General features: G+C 36.6%; 16 protein-coding genes. 11 read left to right on the top strand and 5 right to left on the bottom strand.

What is annotated here, in order from left to right:
- Positions 1-28 precede the first annotated feature (28 nt).
- Entirely contained in the window at positions 29-1,036 is a 1,008-nt protein-coding gene (locus NiCM35_RS13545) for a LacI family DNA-binding transcriptional regulator (RefSeq protein WP_433779778.1), read from the bottom strand.
- A gap of 257 nt (positions 1,037-1,293) precedes the next feature.
- On the opposite strand from NiCM35_RS13545, the gene NiCM35_RS13550 reads away from it, so the two are divergent.
- Complete coding sequence (locus NiCM35_RS13550) at positions 1,294-3,513, top strand: helix-turn-helix domain-containing protein (protein ID WP_433779780.1); 2,220 nt, start codon at positions 1,294-1,296, stop codon at positions 3,511-3,513.
- 189 nt (positions 3,514-3,702) lie between these two features.
- Here the strand turns inward: NiCM35_RS13550 and NiCM35_RS13555 are convergent, their stop codons facing one another.
- Entirely contained in the window at positions 3,703-4,590 is an 888-nt protein-coding gene (locus NiCM35_RS13555) for a carbohydrate ABC transporter permease (protein ID WP_123258549.1), read from the bottom strand.
- A 558-nt stretch (positions 4,591-5,148) separates the two neighbouring features.
- On the opposite strand from NiCM35_RS13555, the gene NiCM35_RS13560 reads away from it, so the two are divergent.
- The 9 genes from NiCM35_RS13560 (at position 5,149) to NiCM35_RS13600 (ending at position 14,760) form a co-directional block, all read left to right on the top strand.
- Positions 5,149-6,078: an ABC transporter permease gene (locus NiCM35_RS13560; RefSeq protein WP_213084020.1), complete on the top strand. Its 930-nt coding sequence runs from the start codon at positions 5,149-5,151 to the stop codon at positions 6,076-6,078.
- Between the two features lie 24 nt (positions 6,079-6,102).
- Positions 6,103-6,750, top strand: a complete 648-nt coding sequence (locus tag NiCM35_RS13565; protein WP_095329432.1) for a YesL family protein — start codon at positions 6,103-6,105, stop codon at positions 6,748-6,750.
- 134 nt (positions 6,751-6,884) lie between these two features.
- Positions 6,885-8,381 carry an extracellular solute-binding protein gene (locus NiCM35_RS13570; protein ID WP_433779783.1) on the top strand — a complete coding sequence of 499 codons (1,497 nt, stop codon included), beginning with the start codon at positions 6,885-6,887 and terminating at the stop codon, positions 8,379-8,381.
- Positions 8,382-8,522: 141 nt separating this feature from the next.
- Positions 8,523-9,644, top strand: a complete 1,122-nt coding sequence (locus NiCM35_RS13575; protein WP_433779784.1) for a glycoside hydrolase family 88/105 protein — start codon at positions 8,523-8,525, stop codon at positions 9,642-9,644.
- Between the two features lie 12 nt (positions 9,645-9,656).
- On the top strand, positions 9,657-10,988 hold the full coding sequence (locus NiCM35_RS13580) for a glycoside hydrolase family 28 protein (protein ID WP_095329434.1): 1,332 nt from the start codon (positions 9,657-9,659) through the stop codon (positions 10,986-10,988).
- Positions 10,989-11,885, top strand: a complete 897-nt coding sequence (locus NiCM35_RS13585) for a dienelactone hydrolase family protein (protein ID WP_433779785.1) — start codon at positions 10,989-10,991, stop codon at positions 11,883-11,885.
- Positions 11,882-12,742: a pectinesterase family protein gene (locus tag NiCM35_RS13590; RefSeq protein WP_095329517.1), complete on the top strand. Its 861-nt coding sequence runs from the start codon at positions 11,882-11,884 to the stop codon at positions 12,740-12,742. Before NiCM35_RS13585 ends, NiCM35_RS13590 begins: the two co-directional genes overlap by 4 nt.
- A gap of 25 nt (positions 12,743-12,767) precedes the next feature.
- On the top strand, positions 12,768-13,235 hold the full coding sequence (locus NiCM35_RS13595; RefSeq protein ID WP_061796987.1) for a DUF4064 domain-containing protein: 468 nt from the start codon (positions 12,768-12,770) through the stop codon (positions 13,233-13,235).
- A complete protein-coding gene (locus NiCM35_RS13600; protein ID WP_433779787.1) occupies positions 13,192-14,760 on the top strand; it encodes a glycoside hydrolase family 43 protein in 1,569 nt (522 codons plus the stop codon). Before NiCM35_RS13595 ends, NiCM35_RS13600 begins: the two co-directional genes overlap by 44 nt.
- Before the next feature lie 200 nt (positions 14,761-14,960).
- Here NiCM35_RS13600 and NiCM35_RS13605 read toward each other — a convergent pair whose 3' ends face one another.
- Genes NiCM35_RS13605 through NiCM35_RS13615 form a run of 3 tightly spaced genes read right to left on the bottom strand, consistent with a single transcriptional unit; the run spans position 14,961 to position 17,905 of the window.
- Entirely contained in the window at positions 14,961-15,833 is an 873-nt protein-coding gene (locus tag NiCM35_RS13605) for a glycine betaine ABC transporter substrate-binding protein (RefSeq protein ID WP_433779788.1), read from the bottom strand.
- A 48-nt stretch (positions 15,834-15,881) separates the two neighbouring features.
- Positions 15,882-16,712 (bottom strand): ABC transporter permease, encoded by an 831-nt coding sequence (locus NiCM35_RS13610; RefSeq protein WP_433779790.1) that lies wholly within the window; start codon positions 16,710-16,712, stop codon positions 15,882-15,884.
- Positions 16,709-17,905, bottom strand: coding sequence for a quaternary amine ABC transporter ATP-binding protein (locus NiCM35_RS13615; protein WP_163185075.1), 1,197 nt, complete (start codon positions 17,903-17,905; stop codon positions 16,709-16,711). The genes NiCM35_RS13610 and NiCM35_RS13615 overlap by 4 nt, the downstream gene beginning before the upstream one ends.
- 617 nt (positions 17,906-18,522) lie before the next feature.
- Between NiCM35_RS13615 and NiCM35_RS13620 the strand changes: the two genes are divergently transcribed.
- Positions 18,523-19,605, top strand: a complete 1,083-nt coding sequence (locus NiCM35_RS13620) for an NAD(P)/FAD-dependent oxidoreductase (protein ID WP_095329440.1) — start codon at positions 18,523-18,525, stop codon at positions 19,603-19,605.
- Positions 19,606-19,641 lie beyond the last annotated feature (36 nt).

The raw sequence follows: 19,641 nt of genomic DNA on the forward strand, positions 1-19,641 counted from the left end.
GTTAACATTTTATGATAAAACAAAACAGTTATGACTGTTTTGTTGGATAACTAAGCGATTCTCTTTTAACTAAAAATGTGTCTACTAAGATTTGTGTCTCCTCTAAAGTGTCGCTATTCATTAACGCAATAAGCATTTGCATGCCAATTTCGCTGATTTTATCAATAGGCTTATGAATAGTGGTTAGGGCTGGGGTAGAGTATTGCGCAAAAGCTGTATCATCAAATCCAATGATTGAGATATCATGGGGCACTTTCCTCTCTTTCAAAAAACAAGCCTTTAATGCACCGATTGCCATATCATCGTTTGCGCAAAATACAAGACTAGGCGGCGTCGGCAGGTCTAGCAATTGCTTCATTTTTTCAAAGCCGCTTTCCATACTATAATCCCCATTGACCATAAATTCAGGCTGTATGGGAAGCTGATGCTTCGACAAGCTATTGATAAATCCTTGTTTTCTTTCAGCAGAGGAACGGTAAGAGCTTTTTCCATTGATGTACGCTAAGTCCTTATGACCAAGGCTAATTGCTTCATCGATGGCTTGTTCTACACCCTGTTGATCGTTTGCTGAAACATTTGGAATAGAAGGATCATCTAGTCTGCGATTTAGCACGACCAACGGTATGCCAGTTTGTTGTATATAGTAAATAAATGCATTGTCTGTGTCACTTTGACTTAGGACGATAATTCCGTCAAATCGTTTGGAAATGATTTTGTCAAAATGGACTAGAGTATCAATTCCATTTACTGCGATACTGTAGTTTTCATCTAGCACAGAATTTACACCTTTTATGACATCGACAAGAAAACTTGAACTGGTACCATGGCTGATACTAGAGAAAAAAACGCCAATTGTGTAAGATTTCTGGTTTACGAGACTTTTAGCATTAAAGTTTGGTACATAATGTAATTCTGTTGCGATTTTCTTAATTTTGTCTTTTGTCGCAGGTTTAATAAGGGGACTATCATTCAGCGCTCTTGACACAGTGGTGTGCGAAACGCCTGCAAGCTTTGCGATATCCTTAATGGTAACCATAGTTCCTCCTGATAATAATGTTAACGTTCACATTTTATAATTCTTCAGGCTTTTTGTCAATCGGACATTTGCTGCACACGTGAAAAAATCCACTCGCAAAAGATAGACTAGATATGCTATTATATGTATAATCTAATCCAGAATATAGAAAATAATCATTTGATACTAGATAAGAAAATGATTATTTTCCGTATTAAATGATTGAATAATATGATAACGCTTACAATAATGGTGAGGTAAGAGGAAATAAGGAGTGAGTGGATTTGAAGAAATTAAGGTTGTTTTACAAGTTATTTTTTCCCTTTTTCCTTTTAGGGATTAGTATTGTAGTTGGCTTTAGTGTATTTATCTATAACTCTACCTATCACTCCGTTGAAGAGGAATTTCTGAAAGATAAACAAAATTATACAAAACAAATTCTCAATAATGTAGAGCAAAAGGTGCGAACGATTGAATATGGATATACGGCATATAGTTCTACTGCAACCTTTGAGACGATTTTTAAGAAGCCGTTATCAGGAAAAGACTTTGATACATATCGTGATATAAAAAAAGAAATCAGTTATATAGAAATGATGGGGATAGAAGGAAGTCAACATAATCTGATCAGCTTAGCAGAAAATTGGGGAATAATTGACGGCTCTTTAAAGAAATTATCGGAAGAGGAAATAGCTGGGTATAAGGAAAAGTATGTGGAAGAGGCGACGCAAAGCTTATTTTGGAGACCTACAAGTATTGGAATTGAGATGATTATGACCTTGCCTGTTTATCAGCGGGATAAATTTGCTTTAGGGATATCTAATATTCCAAGAAGCAGCATTGATGAGATTGTTGATAATGAACAAGATAGTTTAGTAGAAATTTATAATAGTAAAAATGAATTATTATATTCAAGTAGAAAAAAGGAAAGGATATTGTCTCACGAGAATTATGAGAAAATGATAAATGAGGGGGAGAATATCAAAATAGTAGACACAGATGATAAAAAGTTTGTGTATGCTCAGTCAGACTATAATCGCTGGATTTATGTTGTACAGATTAATCCAAAAGAAATCTCTAATATGATTAATAATACAAGGATTGGTTTACTAATTGTCTCGACCTTATTGATTATTTTGGTCGGTATCATTTCCTATATGTTAGCAAATTCTTTTTCAAGACCTATCCGCAAATTACAGGAGAAATTAGCAATAGATCATCTAAGTGGGCAGAAGAATGAACTTTCCCTTGTTGCTGATTCTGTTGATAAGATTATTGGTCAGAATGAAACATTAATGGCTAGCTTAACCATGCAAAAACCACAACTTGAGACGCTGTTTGTCTTAAGCTTATTTAGAAATAGAATAACAACAAATGAAGCAAAGCACAGGTTAAAACAATTTGGCTATTTCTTTAATGATAGGCATCATTTTTACACAGGATTAATACAAATTGACAATATGGATAGCCAAAAAATTGTTGAGAAAGATTTATACTTATTGGCTTTAAATAATATTGTCGAAGAAATAGTCCCTGCTAAGGAAAGATTGATACCTATTGTATTAAATGATGAGATGCAAGCAACCATATTTATAACCGATGTAAATGATCATGATTCCAGTCGAAGAATTATGAAGTATTATGAGGAAATACAATCTGCGGCAAAGGAATATTTAAATATTACTATCAGCATAGGGAAAAGTCCGGTTTATCAAACATTAATTAGTAGCAAAAAGGCAGTTGATTTAGCAAAAGAAGCGCTGCATTATCGTGTAAATGTAGGACCAGAGTCCATCATTTTTTATGATGATATTGCTCCTCTCTTGAATGATGCTTCTATTTCTAAATATCCTGTAGAATTACAAAATGAACTTTTAAATACGATTCGCTCAGGTAATGAGGAGGAAGTGCAGGAGACAGTAGATACGTTAATTAACGAAATCTTCCGGATGAATAAAAATCCAGTCAGCTTAGAGGTGACACTTATTCGGTTAATTAATGAGATTATTCAACTTGGGCAGCTGTTAGGTGCAGAGGCGAAGATTTTTGATAGTATAAAGCCACTTTATTATGAAGCGATTAATGCCTATTATCCTGCTCGAATTAAACAAATGCTAATTGAGCATCTTATTACGCCAATTATTATCAGCACACAGGATAAAACAGATAAGGAGTTTCGGTCTTTATCTGATAAAATTGTTCAAATCATTCAGACAGAGTATGACCAGGAAATTTCTTTAGACATTATTGCTGACCGTCTTCATTATAATCCGAATTACTTAAGCAGCGTATTCAAGAAGGAATATGGAGAAAACTTTGTTGACTATCTAATGGGATTCCGACTGCAAAAAGCTAAATCCTTGCTCGAAGAAACAAATATACCGATTAAGGAGATTGCCGAAAAACTCCAATATCGAAATTCTCAAAACTTCATCCGCTTTTTTAAGAAAAAAGTCGGCATGACCCCAGGAGATTATCGGAAACAATATAATCATTAATTAAAAAGCGTGCAAGAAAGAGCTTAATCTTGCACGCTTTTTATGAACCGCAGAGCACATCCGGTATTTCTAAGATACCCTCTTAAACGGTAAGGGGCAAGCTGGATGAGAAATGGCACGCTTTTAAATGTATGAGGTTATAAGTTACTAGAATATCGTTTTTTTAAAGGCTCCTTTTTTTCAGTAACGTCACCCCTTTACAGAGCCTACTAATGCCCCTTTGACAAAATATTTTTGAACAAATGGGTACGCAATAAGCATTGGTACTGTTGCTATAACAATAACGGCCATCTTAATCGTTTGCGCAGGTGGAATAACGTCAACTGACGAACCTTCTGCTTGCATACCGCTTGAAACGATAACAATCTGTCGCAATAAAACTTGAATTGGCCATTTTGTAGAATCATTAATATAAAGAATAGCTGTCATATAAGTATTCCAATAGGTAACAGCATAAAACAAAGAAATGGTTGCAATTGATGGTAGTGCCAAAGGTAGCATAATCTTCCAAAAGACACCTAAATCCGTGCAGCCATCCATTTTAGCCGATTCTTCTAAACTATCCGGTAATGCTTGGAAAAAGTTTCTCATGATAATTAAATTAAACGCATTAATTGCTACAGGCAGTATCAAAGACCAATAAGAATCAATTAACCCAAAGGCTTTAACTACTAAGAAGGTAGGAATCATTCCACCGCTAAATAACATAGAGAATACAACAAGAAAGTTAAGAAATCCCCTTCCATGAAGATATTTACGTGATAAGCCATAGGCCATCAAAGAAGTTAGGACCATACTTACTAAAGTACCGACGCCAGTAACGCCAACCGATACTGCTAAAGATTTAAAAAGTGTGGGTGTAGAAAGAATATAACGGTATGCATCTAACGAAAAAGTTTCAGGAATTAGAATAAATCGTTTAGCTACAACCTCTTGTGTAGAAGCAAAGGAACTAGCTATAACATTTACAAAAGGCAGAAAACAAATTAAGGCGATAATGATTAAAATGGTTCCATTAATAATAGAAAAGACCTTTCCTCCTTTTGTTATTTTCCTATTTTTATGCGTTTTCTCCATATAGATCCTCCTTATTATTTTGTTTAGCTAGTTGCTTTACTGAAGATGTTTTAATTGCTCGGTTAAGACTGTTAAACGAGCAGCAAGCAAACGGAGAAAGGCCGGTTTAATAAAGGTGGTTCGCCTAAATCCACTTTGCTTTCCGCAGGTGCGTATCTGCGGATTCTCACACTTTAGAAGCCTTCGTAAAGTCAAGACTCTTTGTAGAAAACAGCGTAAGAAATAGATCTACTCTCTTACTATAAAGTTACTTTATCAAGAGAGGATAATTACGTATATAATCAATATTTCAGAAAAGGAAAACGCTTACCAAGTGCGTTTTTTTCGATTGAAAAGGCAGATAATCATTTGGACAAAATGGTAATCATTACATTGGGTGGGGAAGAGGAAACTATTGATATAACAAGGTTTTGTAAGCGTTATCAAATAATGATTATATACGTAATTATGCTTTTTCCATATGCTTAAAGTATGAATTGAACATCACATCATAAAGTAAGGGGGTAAATAATGGAAAGTATCATTAAGCCTAGTGATCAGACATTACCTGAGTTAACTATGAAGCAGCGTAAGAAGATTAGAAGACAAAAAACTTGGGCTAATATGAGAAAGAACAAACTTCTATATTTAATGATTTTCCCTGGCTTTCTCTATTTTATTATTTTCAAATATTTACCGATGGGCGGATTGATCATTGCTTTTCAAGATTATCAACCGTTTTTAGGAATTTTGGGCAGCCCATGGGTAGGGATGAAGCATTTTATTCGCTTATTTACAGAACCAACCTTTTTTATGCTTTTAAGTAATACACTTATTTTATTTGCTTTAAATATTTTCATTTTCTTTCCAATGCCGATCATCTTAGCGCTTATGCTAAATGAAGTCAAAAACAAATATTTTAAATCTGGTATCCAAACGTTAATTTATATCCCCCATTTTATGTCATGGGTAATTATTGTTTCCATTACATATGTCTTTTTAAATGTTGATGGTGGATTGATTAATGAAATGTTAGCAGCAATGGGCTTCAATAAAGTCAGTTTTTTAACTTCACCTGATTGGACGCGAACCGTTTATATTGCCCAAGTAATTTGGAAAGAACTAGGCTGGTCTACTATCATATATATTGCCGCTATTACAGCTGTAGATACTCAATTATACGAAGCAGCGGAAATGGATGGAGCAGGACGACTGCGCAAAACATGGCATGTAACATTACCGGCCATTCGACCAGTAATTATTACATTATTAATCTTAAAAATTGGCAGCACGTTAGATTTAGGATTTGAACACATGTATCTATTATTGAATTCATTAAATAGAAGTGTTGCAGAGATTTTTGACACCTATATTTATACTGCTGGTTTGAAGAATGGACAATTAAGTTTTAGTACTGCTGTTGGTTTATTTAAGGGATTAGTAGGATTAGTTTTAGTTATGCTTTCAAATAAGCTTGCCAAGAAGTTTGGTGAGGATGGGGTTTATTAAAGTTAGGGGAAAGCGAGGAATTGGATGTTAAAATCAGTGGAAAAAATAAATCACATTTTTATAACAATCTTAAACTTAGTTTATGTGAATTTCCTCTGGTGGCTCTTTACTTTATTAGGATTGGGGATATTTGGGGCAGGACCAGCAACCTATGCACTAGTTAGTATCATCCGACAGTGGATGAGGGGAAATACCAGTGTCCCTATCTTTTCTTCTTATTGGAAGTATTACAAAGAGTCCTTCAAGGAATCCATGGTTACTAGCTGGATTTATTTACTACTCGGCTATGTGTTAGTAATCGATTTACTCCATGTTACAAACTGGTATCTCAAAGTATGCTTGATGATCATATTCTCGTTATATTTCCTTTCTGCCGTTTATATTTATCCATTAATGGCTCATTATAACTGGAAGGGAATATTCTTTCGCATAAAGATGTCCTTTATCTTTGGTTTTTCTTGCTTGCAATATTCTCTATTATTGTTTGTTGTGATTGGAGCTACCTATTGGACAGCAATCACACTTTTTCCTGGGATTCTCACTTTCTTCGGTATTAGTTTCTTATTTTATATGATTACTTGGACAGCAAATCAAGTGTTTACTAGAATGGAATTACAAAATACAGAAGAAGTAGAAGATACAACTGTCTATCCTACGCTTAACGGACAATAAGACTTAACTTTCAGCTTATCCAATTCGGGGAAGATAGGTGGGAGAGCATCGATATAGACCCGAATGGTTCCACTAATCAGTGCGAACATTCATTGATGGAACTTCACTTTATCAAATTGTAAAGGAGCGTTTAAATGAAAAAACTATCAAAGTTAGCTAGTGTTAGTTTAGCAGGTATGTTGTTATTAGCAGGATGTAGTGGAGGAAAAGAACAATCATCTGGGACGTATGATGAAAATAGTAAGGCTGAAATTACATGGCTGAATATTCTACATACGGCATCTCCTCCAACAGATACTATTTTAGACAAAATTGAAGAGAAAACTAACGCTGAAATCAAATTTTCGTGGATTCCAGATGCTTCAAAGGAAGAAAGAATTAATACAGCTTTAGCATCTGATTCATTAGCAGATATTGTTACTTTAACCATTCTAGATAATTCCTCTGTCCGCAATGCATTGAAGTCTGGAATGTTTTGGAATGTAGAAGATTATTTAGATGAATTCCCTAATCTGAAGGAAATTTCACAAGATGTACGGGTTTCTGCTTCCATAGAAGGAAAGCTTTATGGCATTCCCTTCCAGAAGGATTTAGCTCGTAATGGTGTCGTTTTACGTAAAGACTGGCTTGATAATTTAGGCCTGAAAGTCCCGAAGACTGTTGATGAATTAATGGAAGTTTCGAAAGCGTTTACAGAAGGTGATCCTGATGGTAATGGGAAAAATGATACGACTGGATTTGTAGATAGGAACGATTTAATATATGGAGCCTTTAAAACATTAAGTTCTTATTTCGGTACACCTAATGTATGGGAAATGGATGAAAATGGAGACTTCATCCCGGAATTTGAAACGGATGGTTATGTAAAAACAATGGATTATATGAAGGAGCTGTATAGCAATGGCTGGATAAATAAAGACTTTGCCGTTACCGCAAAAACAGACCAGCAGCAAAGCTTTGCACAGGGAAAAGCAGGAATTTATATTGGCGCACTTTTCGATGCTAAAAACCTACAAACGATGGCTGCAGGCATCCAAGATAACATGGAATTAGCATTAGTGAACGATATGGTATCGGATTCAAATCCTGAGCGTGCCATTTGGGCTGCGAATAATGGAATTGGCGGATTATTGGCATTTCCGCGTTCCGAAGTAAAGGATGAAGCAGAATTAAATAGGATTCTCAAGTTTGTAAATGATTTACTAGATCCAGAAATTTACACATTAATGACATATGGTTTGGAAGATGTCCATTATAAACTAACAGATGATGGTGCATATGAAATTACCAATCAGGATTTATGGACACAGGAAGTGCAGCCATTTGCGGCTTCTAGACCAAAAGAGTCAGGCTATGATTTAAAAGATCCCAACCCTATTAAAGCATTAGCAGATGAGATGATTGCAGACAATGCGAATTATGCCGTGTTAAATCCTGCTTATTCTTTAGAATCTGCAACCAATACATCACAAGGATCGGAATTACAAAAGATTATTACTGATGCCACATACCAGTATATTTTAGGCGAAATAGATCTGGATGGTTTCAAACAAGCTGTAAAGACATGGGGAGATTCTGGCGGAAACACGATTAAAGAGGAATATAAAGCAGCATACGAACAAACGAAATAATTTTGAATAAAGGTGAGGGGAAAGCAGATTTCGGCTAGACACTCACCTTAAAAAATTTAAAAACAAGATTTTTATAAGGCAAGCAACAATCTTCATGAAGAGGCTTTATAAAGAATCTAAATAGGATGGGAGAATATAAGAATGGCAGAAATGAGTTGGTCAGAAAGAACAGCACAATCCATTATGGAAAGACTTCCACGATTATATGAAGATAGAGGCTATAACGGAAAATGGTCTTATGATTATGGAGTTGTTTTAAAAGGGTTTGAAAACCTTTGGAAACGAACAGGCAAGAAGAAATATTTGCATTTTATAAAAGAAAACCTCGATTATTTTGTGCAACCGGATGGAACGATTAAAGGATTTGAAGTATCAGAATTTAATATTGACCATATTAACAATGGAAAATTACTATTTCAACTTTTTAAACAAACGGGGGAGGAAAAGTATCGGCAAGCAGCCGATTTATTGAAATCCCAATTAGAGCTGCATCCAAGAACATCAGAAGGTGTTTTTTGGCATAAGCAAATTTATCCGTATCAAATTTGGCTGGATGGCTTATATATGGGGGCGCCATTCTATGCGCAATATCAAATGGAATATCGAGATGGAGAAGGTCTTGACGATATACTTCACCAATTCAAAATCAGTTATCAACACTTATTAGATGAAAAGACAGGGCTTCTTTATCATGCATGGGATGAGAAGAAAGTCCAGCCATGGGCTAATAAAGAGACAGGACTATCAGAGAATTTTTGGGGAAGAGCCATGGGATGGTATGTCATGGCATTAGTAGATACATTAGAAATTATTCCAAAGGATACACCTGATCGCCCTTTTTTAGAAAAAATTCTTAAGAATACATTGGCAGCATTACTAAACTATCAGGATAAGGAAAAGGGTGTTTGGTATCAGGTAGTCGATAAGCAAGGGGAAAAGGGAAATTATTTGGAGGCGTCTGCAAGCAGTATGTACGTATGTTCTATTGCAAAAGGGATACGGCTGGGAGTTCTAGAAAAACAAGAATGGCTGCATCCATTAAAGAAAAGCTGCCAAGGATTATTAGATGAATTTGTTTTACTGACAAAAGAGGGATGGGTCAATTTAAATAAAAATTGTCAGGTAGCAGGACTTGGCGGAGCTGACAAACGAGACGGAACTTATACCTATTATATTAGTGAACCAATTATTTGCAATGACCAAAAAGGCTTAGGGGCCTTTTTACAGGCATTAGTGGAAGTGGAGGAAGTCATTAACGAATAAGGAGATTATAAAATGAGCGATTATATTATCACTGAATTCGGTGCAGAGAATGATGGGAGTATATGTACAGAGTCGATTCAGAAGGCGATAGATAAGGCATATGAAAATGGAGGAGGCAGAATTGTTATCCCGCCAGGCGAGTTTTTGACAGGTGCGCTTTTTTTAAAGGATCATATTGAACTTCATTTAGCCGCAGGAGCAGTATTGAAATTCTCTAATCAGCAAGCAGACTATTTCGTTGTTACATCTAGATGGGAAGGTGTAGTTAGAGAAGTATATGCTTCATGCTTATACGCAGAAAATAGCCAGCATATTGCGATCACTGGCTTTGGAACCATTGACGGAAATGGAGAGAAATGGTGGCAACTTTTTCGAAATGAGCGAGAGAAGCTGCTTTATCCGCGGCCAAAATTGATTAGCCTAGATGGTTGTGAAAACATATCGATTAAAGATGTGACCTTAATAAATTCTCCAAGTTGGACGGTTAACCCCATATGCAGTAACAACATTACGATCGATAATATAAAAATCCATAATCCGCAAGATTCACCAAATACAGATGGCATTGATCCAGAATCCTGCATGAATGTTAGAATCAGTAACTGTCATATTGATGTAGGGGACGATTGTATTGCGATTAAGGCAGGAACAGAGGACACTGCAGAACGGATAGCTTGTGAAAATATAACGATTACAAATTGTACCATGGTTCATGGACATGGAGGAGTAGTGCTTGGCAGTGAAATGAGCGGAAATATCCGAAATGTCACCATAAGTAATTGCGTCTTTCAAGATACTGATCGTGGCATTCGGTTGAAGTCGAGACGAGGACGTGGGGGAGTAGTTGAAGACATTCGTGTAAGCAATATCGTAATGGAAGGTGTAATGTGTCCGTTCATTTTAAATTTATATTATTTCTGTGGGCCTAAAGGAAAGGACAAATACGTATGGGATAAAAATCCTTACCCAGTAACTAATGAGACTCCGATGTTTAGGCGCATTCATTTTGCCAATATAACGGCTAGGAATGTTCAGGCTGCAGCCGGATTTATTTACGGTTTAGCCGAGCAATATATATCAGAACTAACTTTTAACCAAGTGGATATTTCATTGGCGGTAGATGCGATTCCTGGAAAACCAGCAATGATGGCAGGCATAGAAGATATGAATAACCGGGGCTTTTATGTAGGCTTTGCAAAGGATATTTTATTTAACCGGGTGACGATTGAAAACCATGAAGGTCCAGCTTTTTTTCTAGAAAATTGTGAGGATATCGAGTTAATAAACTGTAAGTCTAAAAATACAAAGAAGGAAGAAGCGCTTTTAAAGGAAGTGAAGGCATAAGTGGAAAAACAGCGAAAAAGGCTAATCGAGTTATTAGGGGATTATCCACATGCAAAGGATAGGAAGGTGCAGCTAATAAGGAGAGAAGAGAAGGATAACTATGTATTAGAAAGCCTCATGCTGCAATTAAATGAGGAGGAATCCGTACCCGCTTATGTTGCTAAACCTCTAAACAAGGAAGGTCCACTGCCTATCGTCCTTTTTAATCATTCACATGGAGGGAATTTCGATCAAGGAAAAGAAGAGCTGTTAATAAGTAACAGTTATTTACAATCTCCCTCTTTTGTCGAGGCTATAACGACTTTAGGATATGCCATTGGATCCATTGATATGTGGGGATTTAATGAGCGGAAAGGTAAATTAGAGAGTGAATTAGTTAAAGAAATGTTATTAGATGGAAGATCGCTATGGGGGATGCGGATCTTTGATAATATTGCTTTTCTAGATTATCTTGTAGACCGGCCAGATATCGACCAAAACAGAGTAGCGACGATTGGAATGTCAATGGGAGGCCTTATGAGCTGGTGGATGGCAGCACTAGATGAGCGTATAAAAGTAACCGTAGATATAGCTGCACAGGTACATATAGAAACATTAAGGCAGAAACGGGGGCTAGATCATCATGGTTTTTATTATTATGTGCCAGGCTTTTTAAAGCAGTTTTCTACTTTAGCTGTACAATCGTTAATTGTCCCAAGACCGCGCTTGAGTCTTGTTGGAAAAGATGACCGCATGTGTCCGCTGGAAGGCGTAATACTGCTAGATGAGGAATTAGGAAAAATATATGGAAAATATGATGCAAAAAATCAGTGGAACAGCCAAATTGTAACTGGCGGTCATCAAGAGACAAAGGAAATGAGAAAGCAATGGGAAAACTTTTTGCAGAAACATTTATGAAAAATGAACTTCAATTTGTCATTGGGAAAGGCAATGATTGTGATTTTACGAGTATTCAAGAAGCCATTATGCATTGTTCCAATATCGAGAGACCTGTTACATTCATCATCCTAGGTGGAGATTACTATGAAAATATCCTTCTTTATCAATCAAATCGCAAGTTGTTTGGAATAGGGACGGTCAGAATTATTGGAAATAAATATGCACGGCAATTGGATGAGTTTGGTTGTGAAATTGGTACTTTTCAAACAGCGACTCTTTTTATCAATGGAGAGAATATCTGGATAGAAAATATCGAAATCATAAATAATTCGGGACCGGGAGAAATAGTGGGGCAAGCAGTTGCTTTATATAATGAAGGAAACAAAGTTAGCTTTAAAAATTGTTCCATAAAAGGGTACCAAGATACCGTTTGTCTCGGTCCATTGCCAGATGTACAAAAGGATGGAACTCCTTTTACAACTCCAGAAATAAAAAATAACTTTCAGAACAATATAACAACCTTTATCCATTGTTCTATTGAAGGAACCGTTGATTATATATTTGGTGGAGGAGAAGCAAAGTTTGAAGAATGTGAATTGAAATCTCTTAAACGGCCTAACAACCTGCCAGGATATATTACGGCAGCAAGTACTGCAACCGGGAAAAATGGCTTCCTATTTTCTCGTTGCTATTTAACAGCAGATAAGGATGTAACAAATGTCTTTTTAGGGCGGCCGTGGAGACCATACGCCAATGTAACCTTTTCTCAATGTAGAATAGGGACTCATATTCACTCGGATAAATGGGACGATTGGGGAAAGAAGGAGAATCGAGAAACAGTAACATTTCGGGAAATAGAAAATTACTACAGGTAGAGACTAGGAGAAGGGAACGAGGGAAATGAAACGGAAATGGGAAGTAATAATTGGGATGGCAGGAATGGTGTTATGTGTCCTATTTCTAGGAGGATTTTCACTAACAATGACCTCTATGGATACAGAAACATATAAAGAAACAGTGTTTCCTATTCTGCAGGAAGGTGTCTCTTTCGGTGAGATGCAGGATAGTTTAGAAGCCATGAATGTCTTAGCTATATGGTTCGGTATTACACTAGTACTTGTCCTAGCATTTGTTATAGTTGCGACAGCTTTCATCTGGAGAAATCGACATCCGAGATGGGCTGGAGTACTCTATCTCGTTGCTGGATTTTCAACATTGATAGGTACCCAGTTTATTGCTTTTCCTATCGCCTTTCTCTTTTTTTTAGCAGGAACGTTATGTTTGTTGCGAAAAGGAGTTAATGTGAGTCAGAAAGGAGAAGGTTATGTATCGAACCACTATAAAAAATCCTATTTTACGGGGGTTTAATCCAGATCCCAATATTTTAAGAGTAGATGACACTTATTATATTGCTGTTTCCTCTTTTGAATGGCTGCCAGGAGTACGAATCTATCAGTCTAATGATTTAGTAAATTGGGAACACGAAACAGATATTATTACGAATCAAGTTGATTTAAGAGGCAATCCACAAAATGGAAGCATATGGGCTCCGCAAATTAGTTATTCAGAGGGGCTGTTCTACCTAATTTATACAGATGTTAAAAGTACAAAAAGACCATTTAAGGATTGTCATAACTATTTGATTACCGCGCCAAATATAAATGGTCCTTGGTCAAGTCCTGTATATCTAAACAGCAGTGGATTTGACCCATCCTTATTTCATGATAAAGATGGACGTAAATGGCTGTTAAATGAAATTTGGGATTATCGCATGATAACAGGAAATAAATCAGCAGGTATTGTCATGCAGGAATATGATGCTAAGAATCAAGCGCTGATTGGATCCGTTTATAAACTATTTGATGGGACAGAATTAGCTAAAACGGAAGCTCCTCATCTCTATCAATATGGAGGCTATTATTACTTAATAACGGCAGAAGGAGGGACTGGGAAAGGGCATTCAGTAACTGTCTGCCGCTCAAAGGCAATAACAGGACCCTATGAATTAGATCCAGAATATCCTATGCTTACAGCTAGTGATAAACCTGAGTCATCGCTCCAATGCTCAGGACATGGAAGCATCGTGCAGACGCCCCTTGGAAATTGGTATATGGTTTATTTATGTACTAGACCATTACAAAATAAAGCCGCGATACTAGGAAGAGAAACAGCGATAGAAGAGGTTTATTGGACAGAGGACGGCTGGCTGCGCCTTTCATCTGGTACAAATGGTCCCAGTCTGGTGACTGAAATTATTACGCGCGAACAAGTAATTTTTCAAAACAATACTGATTTCGAGGATGACTTTGCTGGCCCTTTAAAAAAAGAGTGGAATACTTTACGTATTTTAGCAGATGACTCTTGGTGTGATTTAACAAGTAGATCTAATTATTTACGTATGTTTGCAGGGGAATCCATTCAGTCCATGTTCGAGCATCATATTCTTGCCATTCGTCAAAAGGACTTTCACTTTCAGGCCGAAACAAGCGTAGCATTCCATCCTACTACCTTTAATCAAATGGCTGGTCTCATGCTTTATTTAAATGATAGCAATTATCTATATGCTTACGTGACATTTGATGAAGAAAAAGGCCAAGTTCTTCGCTTTATGCGTTGTGAAGATGGGCAATTTCAACTAGATCCAGCCATCATCACTATTACTGCAGGAGAAGTGCAGCTAAAGGTTATTGGAAACGGAGCGAGAGGAACCTTTTACTTTCGTTCAGATGAAGAACATTCTTGGCAAGAAATAACCAGCAGCCAAGATATTCTATTTTTAGCAGGGGGATTTACCGGAAATTTCATTGGGATAGCAGTCCACGATATGGATAAAAAAGCAAGCACATACGCTGATTTCGCATACTTCCGTTATGAGGGATTAGATCATAATTGAGTGGATCTACTTCTGTCATTTCCCATAGGAATGTAATAACGAAGCGGATCGGTGCTAGCGCTGTGGATAGCAATTACCATCAATCCTCTGTCCAAAAATAAAAAAAGCCCGAACAATTATATGAAAATCGCATAAGTATCTCCATATAATTGTTCGGGCTTATATTGGTTGGAATATCGGTGTCCCAACCGCTTCATTATTTATTTCCCTAACATAGCATTCACTTTATCCTTATTATTATCGATCCATTCCTGTGCAACTTCTTCCTCATCAGCGCCATCTTCGATTTTAACAATCATTTCTTCAATATCCTCAACAGGCATGCTCCAGTGGCTGAGGAATTCATAAACCTCAGGGGATTTTTCTTTTAGACCATTATTTACGACTACGTGAACTTCTGATGTCTTAAAGAAACCTTTTGGATCTTTCAATACTTTTAAGTCATAATCAACAAACATTGGATGTGGGCGCCATCCTAAGAAAAGGACAGGATCGCCACTTTTGATAAACTTAGAGGCTTGTGCCAGCATGCCACCTTCACTAGAAGCAACATATTCTAAATCTAATCCATATTCTTCAATCATTTCCTTAGAAGTGACGGTCATTCCGGCACCTTCTTCAATACCGTACACTTTTCCGCCAAAGAGATCTTCTTTTCCTTTTAAATCTTCGATACTGTCAATGCCCTCTATGTTAGAGGGAATGACCCAGCCAAGCTCCCCTTCTTTATAGCTGACTGCTAAGTCTTCTAATTGATTTTTGTATCGACTCATATAATTTGCATGCATATCAGGCAGCCAAGCATCCATAAATACATCTAAGTCACCGCGGGAAAGTCCTGTATAAACGCCGCCTGCATCTGCATTTTTCTCCTTAACCGTATAGTCCATATCTTCTAATAATAGTTTAGCAACTTTTGTTGGCGGGATGGTACTAGTCCAAGGAGTAACACCGAAAGTAACAGTTTTAGAATCTCCTGACTCGCTACCTCCTGTATTTTGGTTTTGGGAGGAACAGCCAATTAAAAGAGTGAATAGTAAAAACATCAAAAAGCTAAGTTTTAATTTTTTCATAAATTCGTATACTTCCTTTCTCCTGTTAATTTGGTAGATTGTTTGTTTTTATGCTTTTTTTCCTAATCCCTGTGTTATTCGATCCAGGATGATGGCGAGAACAACAATTCCAAGTCCACCAGTAAGACCTAATCCAACATTTACACTAGAGATACCGGATAAAACAGTGCTTCCTAGTCCAGGAGAACCAATCATAGATGCAATAACAGCCATGGATAATGCCAACATAATCGTTTGGTTAATTCCAGCCATAATGGTTGGGATGGCATTAGGTAACTGAACTTTTACGAGCAACTGCCAAGAAGTAGAACCAAAAGCTTTAGCAGCTTCTACAATATCAGCGGGAACTTGTTTAATGGCTAAGCTTGTCATACGGACTGCTGGCGGAGTAGCAAAAACAAAGGTAGAGATAACTGCTGGGACTTCTCCTAAACCAAAGAGCAGGATAGCAGGGATTAAATACACAAAACTAGGTAGTGTTTGCATGAAATCAAGTAATGGTCGGATAATATGATCCAATGTTCGATTTTTAGCAGTGAATATTCCTAAAGGAACCCCAACAACAATAGAGAAAAAGGTTGCTACAATAACAATAGAGAGAGTTTGCATAGCGCCTGTCCATAGACCTACCGAACCTAAGTAAAGAGCACCAATAATGGTAAAAAGAGCTATTCCTTTTCCCGCAAGGCGCCAAGCTAAAAGAGCTAAAAGGATTGCTATTATTTCAGCAGGGATGAAGGTAAATAAATTGGTGACAGCATTTATGAATACGCTTAACACTCCGCTGAAGGAGTCGAAAAAGTCACCTAAAACTGGCAGCAGCCAATTGTCTACAAATTGATTTGTCCATTCTTCTAATGGAAAGAAGAAGTAGTTCATATGATAGCCTCCTTTTGTTCTTTTCCGAGAATCAGTCCAGACAATATAGAGACTCGAACGATGATTCCTAACAATCTATTATTTTCTGTAACGGCAATAGGGAATTTTGATTCTGCTGCAACCCCAATTAAATCGTTTAATGGGGTATCGTATGTAGTAGAATGGAAGTCGTGTTCTAATACGTCTTCAACCCACTTATTTTCCTTATAGGCATTAATGGCAGCATCAATAGTAAGAATGCCTTTTAACTGTTTATCCTTATCTACTACGAAGATACTGGATAGACCAGCTTCTTCCATTTTTCTTACGGCCATTCTCGGACCATCCTTCCAAGTGGTAATAAGATCGGGCTGTTTCATAATTTGACCAGCAACTAACACTTTCGAACGGTCAACATCTTCTACAAATGTCGATACATAGTCATTCGCTGGATTTTCTAAAATTTCTTCAGCTGTCCCTAACTGTACAATCAAGCCATTTTTCATAATGGCAATACGGTCACCGAGTTTAAGAGCCTCATCTAAGTCGTGAGTGATGAAAATAATTGTTTTTCCAAGCTTGTTTTGTAAACGGATGAGTTCATCTTGCATTTCTTTACGAATAAGAGGATCTAATGCACTGAATGCTTCATCCATTAGAAGGATATCACTATCATTTGCTAATGCTCTAGCAAGACCTACCCGTTGCTGCATCCCGCCACTAAGTTGATTAGGGAAACTTGCCTCATAGCCTTTTAGACCGACATCATGAATGGCTTTAAGAGCTTTTTTTGAACGATCACTCTGCGGATGTCCTTGGATTTCTAAACCATATTCAACATTTTCTTGCACGGTTCGATTTGGAAATAACGCAAAATTCTGAAAAACCATACTGAGCTTTTTACGTCGTATATCGATAAGTTCCTTTTTATTCATGGTAGTAATATTTTTCCCGTCAATTAGCACTTCACCTGAGGTTGGCTCAATCAGGCGGTTAATGAGACGTATAAGCGTAGATTTTCCACTGCCGGATAATCCCATTATGACAAAGAATTCTCCTTGTTTTACTTGGAAAGAAGCATTATCAACACCAATTGTCATTCCTGTTTCTTTCAGTATTTTTGTTTTATCTTCGCCAGCCTTTAGTCTTTTCAGCCCTTCTTTTGGGTTTCCCCCAAATATTTTTGTAAGATTTTTAACTTCAATTTTAGGCATTAATCACTTCTCCTTCTTTTTTATTTGGGAGAATTTCCGAATATGGATAAATAAATAGGAAATAAAAAATAAAACTGATTATTTATAGAGGAATAGTAGGAATTAAGCGAGTATTATGGCAATACTTTTAGTGGAACTTTGGGTGAAAATTAGTGTGATATAGTATTACTTGCTTGTTGTTACTCCCAGTATGGTAATGGGACTTATCCATATCCTTCTCCTGTAGAGTCCTTCTTATTATATAAAACAAATAAAAGACAGTGCAAACGTGAAAATATAGCATATACAGTTTATATCGTTCGTAAAGTTTTTTCTGATTAAATTAAATATACTGTATACTTATAAATACTACCTGATTCACTAAATAACTCAAGATTCTGCACTTTTAGTGTATAAAAAGAAACGTACGATCTAAAACCGGCAGTTAGTTCTATATTCTGAGTAGAGAGATTGTTTGATTTCACAAAATGTTGTTTAAAAGTTACTAGATAGGATTGAAAAAGTTCCAAAAACAAGGTAGTATGTAAATGAGAATGATAATCAATTTAACTAATAAACAGAATGAGTTAATCATATATAGATAGTATAAAACTTTCATTATAGGAGTGAGCGGGTTAATGGAGCATACAGAACTATTCGATGTGACGATAATTGGCGGCGGGCCAGCAGGTCTATATTCTGCTTTTTATAGTGGGCTTAGAGAAATGAAGACAAAAATTATTGAATTTTTACCACAGTTAGGCGGAAAGCTGCATTTATATCCAGAGAAAATGATCTGGGATGTTGGCGGCATCACTCCAATGCCAGGGGAAAGGTTGAGAGAACAGCTTGTCCAACAGGGGTTGACCTTTAACCCCGAAGTAGTGACAAATACGAAGATTCATTCTATCTCCAAAAATGAAGAAGGAATTTTCTTGCTGGAAACAGATTCAGGAGAAGTTCATTATTCCAAAACAGTCATTGTGGCAGTAGGAAGCGGAATCGTCACTCCACAAAAATTAAAAATTGAAGGTGCCGAAAGATTTGAAGTGGCAAACTTAAACTATACGGTAAAATCTTTAATGCATTTTAGAGATAAAGTGGTTGTTCTTTCTGGAGGAGGAAACTCTGCAGTGGACTGGGCTCTTGAACTAGAGCCGATAGCTAAGAAAGTGTATTTAACATGTAGAAAAGATACACTTGCTGGTCATGAGGCAAAAGCGAGAGAATTGCTAGAAAGCAATGTAGAGTGTTTGTTCCATACCTCTATTACTAAACTGATTGCGAATGAAAATCATGATCGTATTGATTCTGTTGAATTAACGAATACACAATCAGAAGAGGTTAAGACTTTGAAAGTAGATGAAGTAGTTATCAACCATGGCTATGAAATGGATTCGTCGCTTTTAAAAAATAGTAAATTAAAAATTGACATGCTTGAAGATTTTTACATAGCAGGTAATGTTAATAGTGAGACATCTGTGCCAGGAATATTTGCTGCTGGAGATATTCTAAAGCATGAAGGCAAAGTCCATTTAATTGCTGGTGCTTTTCAAGACGCTGCAAACGCAGTCAACAAAGCTAAATTGTATATCCAGCCAGAGGCAAGTAATAGCGCAATGGTCTCATCACATAATGAACTATTTGAAGAGAAGAATAAAGAATTAATAAAAAATATGATTCAATGCGATGATTGTTCAGTAATGAAAATCCGTGCTTAATTTCAATTGATCGTTACATGGTGCAATATTTTTAAT

The sequence above is a fragment of the Niallia sp. M35 genome (assembly GCF_050971705.1).
In the GTDB taxonomy this organism is placed as follows: domain Bacteria; phylum Bacillota; class Bacilli; order Bacillales; family Cytobacillaceae; genus Niallia; species Niallia circulans_A.